We start from the raw sequence: 7,681 nt of genomic DNA, 5'->3' as shown, positions 1-7,681 counted from the left end.
GGGGGGGGGGGGGGGGGGGGGGGTTTGGGGGGGGGGGGGGGGGGGGGGGCTTGCTCGCGGAGCGGGTGGGGCTCCGCACAACCACCCCAGCCCGACCCCACCCCCCCGCAACCACCCCCACCGACCAGCCTCAACCCCCGCCACCGCACCCCTCAGGCGAACCAGCCACCACATCGCCCGCGAATTGGATCGAAAGTCTCCACACCCCGCTCACCCAAAAGAACCTCCGAACGGGCCTTGATCTGCGGCGAACCGGATGGTTGCGTGCATCCGGCCGTTCCACGGCCCCGCCAGATCGGCGGGGTCTGGGCGGAACGCGCAGATGGAGGTACCAAGTGCGAAGAACCACCTTCCGAGCGTTCGTCGCGGCGGCGGTGGCGGTGTCCGCTGCCGGGGTGACCGCGGCGACCGCTGCCCCAGCCGTCGCGCAGGACGGGCCCGCGGCGCACTTCGTCGTGCTCGGGCCGCAGCACGGCTCGCTGGGCACGACGGAGGCGTCGATCCGTGCGGCGGGCGGCGAGGTGCTGCAGAGCTGGCCCCAGATCGGGGTCGTGATCGCGACATCGACGAGTGCCGACTTCGCGTCCGCGGTGCGGGGCAAGCCGGGTGTCGCCGGGGCGGGCGCCTCCAGGAACCTGGCCGAGCTGGGGCAGGCGGCGGCACGTGCGGCCGGCGCTGCCGAGCAGCAGGGCATGCTCGCCAAGATCGACGCGGTCGCGACCGCTGCCGCGGCGGCGCCCGCCGCGAGTGCGGTCGCGGCGGAGCCCCTCGAGGCCAACCAGTGGGGTGTCCGGGCGATCCGGGCCGACCAGGCCAACGCCATCTCCGGCGGCAGCCGCTCGGTGCTCGTCGGCGTGCTGGACTCCGGCATCGACGCCGCGCACCCGGACCTGGCGCCGAACGTGGACGCCTCGAAGTCGGTCGGCTGCACGGACGAGGGCGTGCCCGACACGTCCCCCGCCGCGTGGGTGCCGACGACCAGCTCCCACGGCACGCACGTCGCGGGCACCATCGCCGCGGCGCGCAACGGGATCGGCGTCGCGGGTGTCGCGCCGAACGTGCGGCTCGCCTCGGTGAAGGTCGTCGACGACGACGGGTTCATCTACCCCGAGTACGCGATCTGCGGGTTCGTGTGGGCGGCCGACAAGGGCATGGACGTCACGAACAACTCCTACTTCATCGACCCGTGGTTCCTGTGGTGCAAGACCGACCCGGACCAGGCGGCCGTGATCGAGGCAGTGAAGCGGGCCGTGGACTACTCGGCGCGCAAGGACGTGGTGAACGTCGCCGCGCTCGGCAACAGCAACTGGGACCTCTCGCACCGGATCACCGACACCGGCAGCCCGAACAACGGCACGCCGGTGGAGCGGACCGTCGGCAACGAGTGCCTCGACCTCCCGGCCGAGCTGCCCGGTGTCGTCGGTGTCTCGGCGGTCGGGCCGGAGATCCGCAAGTCCTTCTTCTCGAACTACGGCGTCATCGAGACCGACGTGACCGCCCCCGGCGGTGACTCGCGCCAGGTCGCCGACACCCCGGACCGCAACGGCCGGATCCTGTCGACGATCCCCGGCGGTGGCTACGGCTACTCGCAGGGCACCTCGATGGCCTCACCGCACGCGACCGGTGTGGTGGCGCTGATCCGCAGCACCCACCAGAACTGGCCGGCACCGCTGGTGCAGGCGTCGCTCGGCCTGCGCGCCGACCGGCTCCCGTGCCCGGCGGGCGTGTACGACCCGGACGGCTCCGGCGCGTTCCTGGCCACGTGCCAGGGCGGGCCCAGCGGCAAGGGCTTCTACGGCCTCGGCCTCGTCGACGCGCTCGACGCGGTGACCCGCTGACCGGCTGATCACCACCGCCCCGGGGGACGTGTCCCCCGGGGCGGACCTTCGGGCAGGGCGTTGACCGCGGGGTCCCGGCTCGGCCACCGTCGGCGGCATGCGTGTCGAGCGGCGGATCGTGGTCGTGGTGCTGGCCGGGCAGGTCGTCCTGTTCGGGGTGCTCGCGGCGGCGCTCGCCGCCCTCGCACCCGCCTTCGTCTACGCCGCCTGCGCCGTCGCGCTCCTCGCGCTCATCGCCCTGCTGGTGGTGCTGCTCCGCTGGCAGCGCGCCGACGCCCGCCGCGACGCGCTCCTCACCTCCGGCACCCGCACCACCGCGCGCCTCGTCTCGTCCCGCGCGACCGCCACCCGCGTCCGGAACCGCACCGTCCAGGCCCACACCTTCGAGGCCACCGCGGCCGGCCGGGTGATCCGGGTCGAGGCCCGCGCCTTCACGCACCTGCCCGTCGGCACCGTGGCGACCATCGCCTACGACCCGCTGGAACCGGGCAACGCGATCGTCGTCGACGACCTGGACCGGCCCACCACGTCGTGACTCGACCACCGGATCAGGTGGACTTCGGTTCACGCACACCGGTGACGCGGCTCGGGAACACCCAGGTCGGCCGCCACTGATGCGTGTCAGGGCATCTTTCGTGTCGCGGACACCACACCTGATCTTCGGGTTTCCTGGTGGCATCAGGCCAGTCGGGCCTCGACCGAAGACCTCGCCGCGCATCGCTCACCGGATCACGGAGTCGCCCATGATCGAGCCCTCGTCAGGCCAGGACCTGCCGCCGCCACGGAGACGGTGGCTGTCCTGCGCGGGCACCAACCTCAAGCACGACCTCCCTGCCTCTCTCGTCGTTTTCCTCGTCGCGGTCCCGCTGTCGCTGGGCATCGCGTTCGCGTCCGGGGCGCCGATCGTCGCCGGGCTGATCGCCGCCGTCGTCGGCGGCGTCGTCGCCGGGCTCCTCGGCGGTGCACCACTGCAGGTCAGCGGCCCCACCGCGGGGCAGACCGTGATCATCGCGGAGGCCATCCAGCGGTTCGGCTGGCCCGCGACGTGCGCCATCACCGTCCTCGCGGGCGTCATCCAGGTGCTGCTCGGCATGAGCCGTGTCGCCCGCGGCGCGCTCGCCATCGCGCCCGCGATCGTGCACGGCATGCTCGCCGGCATCGGCATCACGATCGTGCTCGCCCAGCTGCACGTCGTCCTCGGCGGCGACATGCGGACCACCCCGGCCGACAACCTCCTCGACCTGCCCGGCCAGGTGCTCGCCGCCAACCCCGCGGCCACCGTGGTCGGCCTCCTCACGCTCGGGCTGCTGGTGGTGTGGCCACGCCTGCCCGCCCCGGTCCGCGGGGTGCCGGGACCGCTCGCCGCCGTGGTCGTCGTGACGGTGCTGTCCGTCGTGACCGGCATGGGCATCGACCGGGTCGCCGTGCCGGACGACGCGCTGCGGCTGACGTTCGTGCCCGCGCTGCCCGACGGGGACTGGGCCGCGTTCACGCTCACCGCCATGATCATCGCGCTGGTCGCGAGCATCGAGAGCCTGCTGTCCGCGGTCGCGCTCGACAAGCAGCACCACGGGCCGCGCGCCGACCTCGACCGGGAGCTCGTCGGGCAGGGCGCGGCCAACATCACCACCGGCGCGCTCGGCGGCCTGCCGGTGACCGGCGTGATCATCCGCAGCTCCACCAACGTCGCCGCGGGCGCGCGGACCCGCGCCGCCACGGTGCTGCACGGCGTGTGGATCCTGCTGTTCGTCGTGGCACTCGCCGGGGTGCTGCGCAGCATCCCGCTCGCCGCGCTCGCCGGCCTGCTCGTGTACGTCGGCGCGCGGCTGGTCGCCGTCGAGCACATCCGCGCCGTCCGCAAACACGGCGACCTGCTCGTCTACGTGGTCACGCTCGGCGGCGTGGTCCTGATCAACCTGATGTACGGGGTCCTGCTCGGCATCGGCGTCGCCGCGGTGCTCACGCTGCGCCGCCTGCTGTGGTCGGGGATCCGCGCGGAACGGGACGGCGACGGGTGGCGCATCGTCGTCGAGGGCGCGCTGTCGGCCCTGTCGATCCCGCGCCTGTCGTCGGTGCTCGGCACGATCCCGGTGGGCGGCCGGGTGACCCTCGAACTGGTCGTCGACTACCTCGACCACGCCGCGTTCGAGACGCTGTCGAGCTGGCAGCAGGCCCACGAGCGCGGCGGCGGCACGGTGGTCGTCGAGGAGCTGGGGCACCCCTGGTTCGCGCGCGGCAAGGCGGGCACCCCGACCGTGCACAAGTCCGCCGCGCGCCGGGCCCTGCCGAGGTGGTTCGCCCCGTGGTCGGAGTGGCAGCGCGCCACCGCCGGTCCCGTCCTGCCCGCGCAGCGGTCCGCGCCGCCGTCGGTGCTGCGCGGCACGGCCGAGTACGAGCGGCACGTGGCACGCCTGATGCAGCCGACGTTGCGGCGGCTCGCGGAGGTCCACACCCCGTCGACCATGTTCCTCACCTGCGGCGACGCGCGGATCGTGCCGAACGTGATCACCTCGAGCGGGCCGGGCGACCTGTTCACCGTGCGCAACATCGGCAACCTCGTCGGCACGGACACCTCCGTCGCCGCGGCCGTCGAGTTCGCCGTCGGCACGCTCGGCGTCCGCGAGGTCGTGGTGTGCGGCCACTCGTCGTGCGGGGCGATGAAGGCGCTGGTGAGCGGTCTGCCCGCGGGCGCGCCCGCGTTGCAGTCGTGGCTGCGGCACGCGGCGCCGAGCCTGGAACGGTTCCACAGCCGGCCGCACCCGACCGTCGAGGGGCACGTCCCGGCCGCGGAGTGGGACCGGCTCGCGCTGCACAACGTGCTCGCGCAGCTGGACCGCCTGCGCACCCAGTCGACGGTGGCGACCGCGCTGGCGGCGGGCAGGCTCCGGCTGATCGGCATGTACTTCGACGTGGCCGCCGCCCGGGTCTACCTCCACGACCCGGCCACCGGCGACTTCGGCCCGGCGTCCGTCCACATCGGACACTTAGCCGACTAGCAGGCCCGGAAGTTCACGTCGTCCGGGCCGGTTGCCCGCACAGGCTGGCGGTGACCCCACGTATGCGGGCAACCACTCCCCGGAGGCCTCGGTGAGACGACGGAACTTCGCGTGATCACCCCGGACGACATCGTTGCGCCGTTCCTGCGGATCAGCGGGCAGAGTCGCGGCGCGGGACGTCCGGTTCGTCCTCCGGCGGCATCACCTACGAGGTCACAGGACCATTTCGGAGGTGAGGTCGGTGTGAGCCCCTGTTACTGCGCGTGTACCGTCCCCGCCGGGTGAGGGCAGAGCGCGGGAAGGGGCCACGATGCGCGTGCTCATCAGCGGAGTCACGTCGGACCTCGGCCGTGCGTTCGCGCGCGCGGCGGTGGGCGCCGGGCACGAGCTGATCGGTGTGGGCGAACAGGCCCACCCCGACCTGCCGCCCGAGGTGGCGTTCACCGCCGGTGACGCGGCGACCGCCGAGTCGCTGGTGGCGGGCACCGACGTGGTCGTGCACCTGTCGCCGGTGGAACGCGAGGTGCCCGAGTCCGGCGGCATCCCCGCCCTGCGCAGGCTCGCGACCGCGGCGGCCCGGCACGGCATCCTGTTCGTCGCCCCGATCGCGCACGGCCCGGACGCCGCCGACGCCGACAAGGTCGTGCGGGACAGCGGCTCCCGGCACGCGGTGATCCGCACGGCGCCGCTCGGCGGCCGCCTGCTCGACTGGCAGGCCTGCCGCACCGCCGCGACCCTGCTGACCGCGCCGAAGGACACGCAGTGGCGGCTGCTGCACCACGACGACCTGGTGCGCTTCCTGCTGCACGCGATCACCGGCGAACGCGTCGGCGTCGTCACGCTCGCCGCGCAGGACGTCGTCTTCGCGGGCGCCGCGCGCGAGGCGCTGCGTGGCGTGTCCGCGCGCGGCATCGCCGAGCACCCCGCGATGTCCACGTCGGACCGCAAGGGCAGCGCGCGGGACTGGGGCTTCGAGTGCGGCTGGTCGTCCGCCGAGGTGGTCGCCGACCTCGCCCGCGGCGCCCGCGGCCGCAAGCTGACCAAGGACGGCGCGGTCGCGTCGCCCGCGCGGCTGCCGATCCCCGTCCACGCCCCGCCGCGCCGCCGCCAGCCCGAGGACGGCACCCCGCTCACGTCCGTGTCGCTGCCGAGCATGGCGGTCGAGATGGACGACCGGATCGACCCGCGCTATCCGGTGTTCGCCGCGCAGCAGACCGCCGAGCTGTTCCCCGGCCCGCTCACGCCGCTGTCGATCGACGTGCACACCGCCGGTCTGCGCGCGGCCGGCCACACGCTCGCGCAGGTGTTCGGCCTGTCCCCGGCGGTCGCGGGCGAGTGGGCCAGCCGCGGCCACGCCGTGTTCGGCCACCACCTGTACGCCGGGGTGTCCGCGCTCGCCGCGGCCCCGCCGCCCGGCTGGCACGAGGACACCGTCATCGACCAGCTGATCGGCCCGCGTGCCGACGCCGACCTGTTCCCCGACGAGCGGCCCGCGAAGCGCGGCATCGTCACCCGCCTGACCGCGTGGGCGCGGTTCGCGGGCGTGGCGCGGCGCTACCGGGCGTCCGTGCGCGACTTCGCCGCCGCCGCGGTGCAGGAGCGGGTCGAGGACGTGACCACCCTGTCGGACGGCGCGCTCGTGGTGCGTGCGCAGCTGTTGCGGGACCGGCTCGGCGAGGGCTGGACGCTCACGCAGCTCGGCCAGTTCGTCGCCTACTTCGCGGCCGCCCCGCTGCGCAAGCGCGCCAAGGCCGACATCGCGGCGCTCGGCCGCGGCGTGGACGTCGAGCACGAGCCGGTCTACCCGGCGATCGCGGAGCTGGCCGAGCTGCTGCGTGCCGACGACGACCTGCGCGGCCTCGCCGAGTGGGGCGACATCGACGCGGTGCGGCAGAAGTCGCCGGAGTTCGGGGCCGCGTTCGACGCGGTGCTGGCACGCATCGGGCACCGCGGTCCGTGCGAGACCGAGCTGTCCGGCGTCCCGTTCGGGCAGCGGCCCGAGCTGGTGTTCACGGCGGCGCTGAGCGCGGCCCGCCGCCCGGCACCCGAGCCGCCCGCGGCGCCGGCACCGGTGGTGGCGAAGGAAACCGAGTCCGCGGCCGAGCCGTCCGCCGAGGACGCCGCCGAACCCGCGAAGTCCGAAGAGGACACACCGGAGCCTGCGCCGGAGGCGCCGGTGAAGGCGAAGCGGACCGTGCTGGAGAAGCTGGCGATCGCGGGCCGCAGGCAGCGCGACACGGCCGTCGACGCCACCGTCCGGTACACCGACGAGCTGCGTGCGGTCGTGCGGGAGTGGGGCAGCAGGCTCGTGCACGCCGGCCGTCTCGTGGACGTCGACGACGCGTTCTACCTGACGCTCGACGAGCTGCTCAACCCGCCCGCGGACGCGCTGCGGCGGATCGAACGCCGCCGCGCCGACCAGGAGCGGCTGCGGAAGGTGCGGATGCCCGCGGTGGTCAACGGTTCGTGGCGCCCGGAGGCGGCGGTCGACCCGGTGCCGGAAGGCAAGCAGCTGTACGGGATCGGCGTGTCCCCCGGCGTGGCCGAGGGGCTGGTCCGGGTGCTCACCGACAACAAGGCGGACGTGGAGCCGGGCGAGATCGCGGTCGTGCGGGTGGCCGACGCGGGCCGGGTCGCCCTGTTCGGCCCGGCGGCCGCGATCGTCACCGACTTCGGCGGTCCGCTGTCCCGGGCCGCGGTCGTGGCACGGGAGCTGGGCGTGCCGTGCGTGACCGGCGCCAGGGACGCGGCGGCGCGGCTCGCCCCCGGCACGCTGGTCCGCGTCGACGGCACCACCGGCGACGTGCTGGTCCTCGCACCGGCGCCGATGACCGTGCACCACTAGGG

The 7,681-nt window shown here is 74.5% G+C and carries 4 protein-coding genes and 1 pseudogene; all 5 read left to right on the top strand.

The genetic code is table 11. The features are described 5' to 3' along the window. Positions 1-335 precede the first annotated feature (335 nt). The 5 genes and pseudogenes from ACYQ77_RS28080 to ACYQ77_RS28060 all read left to right on the top strand — a co-directional run bounded on the left by ACYQ77_RS28080 (position 336) and on the right by ACYQ77_RS28060 (position 7,679). The gene (locus ACYQ77_RS28080) at positions 336-1,838 is read left to right on the top strand and encodes a S8 family peptidase (protein ID WP_459716449.1); all 1,503 of its coding nucleotides are present in this window, start codon (positions 336-338) and stop codon (positions 1,836-1,838) included. A gap of 97 nt (positions 1,839-1,935) precedes the next feature. Continuing rightward, positions 1,936-2,373 (top strand): hypothetical protein, encoded by a 438-nt coding sequence (locus ACYQ77_RS28075; protein ID WP_459716448.1) that lies wholly within the window; start codon positions 1,936-1,938, stop codon positions 2,371-2,373. Between the two features lie 208 nt (positions 2,374-2,581). Continuing rightward, positions 2,582-4,834 (top strand): SulP family inorganic anion transporter, encoded by a 2,253-nt coding sequence (locus ACYQ77_RS28070; RefSeq protein ID WP_459716446.1) that lies wholly within the window; start codon positions 2,582-2,584, stop codon positions 4,832-4,834. Positions 4,835-4,924: 90 nt separating this feature from the next. Further along, a pseudogene (locus ACYQ77_RS28065) lies at positions 4,925-5,070 on the top strand (translocation protein TolB); the annotation flags it as partial. A gap of 74 nt (positions 5,071-5,144) precedes the next feature. Continuing rightward, positions 5,145-7,679, top strand: a complete 2,535-nt coding sequence (locus ACYQ77_RS28060) for a PEP-utilizing enzyme (RefSeq protein ID WP_459716444.1) — start codon at positions 5,145-5,147, stop codon at positions 7,677-7,679. The last annotated feature ends 2 nt before the right edge of the window (positions 7,680-7,681 follow it).

This window comes from Actinophytocola sp. KF-1, from assembly GCF_054661535.1.
The sequence above is the reverse complement of the archived record's forward strand: the minus strand, read 5'-3'. Positions and strand labels throughout refer to the sequence as shown.

Coding starts and splice junctions, on each gene's coding strand:
- ACYQ77_RS28070 (WP_459716446.1), top strand. CDS start 2,582: ATGATCGAGCCCTCGTCAGGCCAGGACCTGCCGCCGCCACGGAGACGG.
- ACYQ77_RS28075 (WP_459716448.1), top strand. CDS start 1,936: ATGCGTGTCGAGCGGCGGATCGTGGTCGTGGTGCTGGCCGGGCAGGTC.
- ACYQ77_RS28060 (WP_459716444.1), top strand. CDS start 5,145: ATGCGCGTGCTCATCAGCGGAGTCACGTCGGACCTCGGCCGTGCGTTC.